The 599-nt window shown below is 69.3% G+C and carries 1 pseudogene; it reads left to right on the forward strand.

Going from position 1 to position 599, the window contains the following annotated elements:
• Nucleotides 1–189: pseudogene (locus DMB66_RS60665) on the forward strand (tannase/feruloyl esterase family alpha/beta hydrolase); the annotation flags it as partial.
• Nucleotides 190–599 lie beyond the last annotated feature (410 nt).

Here is a 599-nt window from a genome sequence, read left to right on the forward strand (position 1 = left end):
ACATACGGCGACATCTACCACCGCATGGTCACCAACGCCGGCCGCGGCGGCCTCCACCGCTACAGCCACATCGCCGGCGGCACCCACACCGACGGCCTGGTGCCGATCGCCCCGGCGGTCCTGCGCCCAATGCTCCCATCGTTCACCAGGGGATTCGCCGAGCTCGAAACCTGGACCGGCCGGGGGTAGTACTGCCACGGCGCTTGTTCTCCAATGCCGCCAGGCCCGGCCAACGGATCCGACCGCCGGGCCCGACCGCCAGGCCCGGCCGGGGGTGCCGCCGCGTCCAGCCGGCAGGGGTGTTGGTGGTTACTCGCTTTGCTCTGCTTCCCGATAGGAAACACCAGGTGGAATGTCCCGGCCGGGCGTAGTACTGCCACGGCGCTTGTTCTCCAATGCCGCCAGGCCCGGCCAACGGATCCGACCGCCGGGCCCGACCGCCAGGCCCGATCGGGGGTGCCGCCGCGTCCAGCCGGCAGGGGTGTTGGTGGTTACTCGCTTTGCTCTGCTTCCCGATAGGAAACACCGGGTGGCATGTGCGGTTCTGCTTTCGGTTGATGCCGGGCCTCGACCGAGGGGGTGTTTCCGATGGGGAAGCA

The organism is Actinoplanes sp. ATCC 53533 (genome assembly GCF_003947245.1).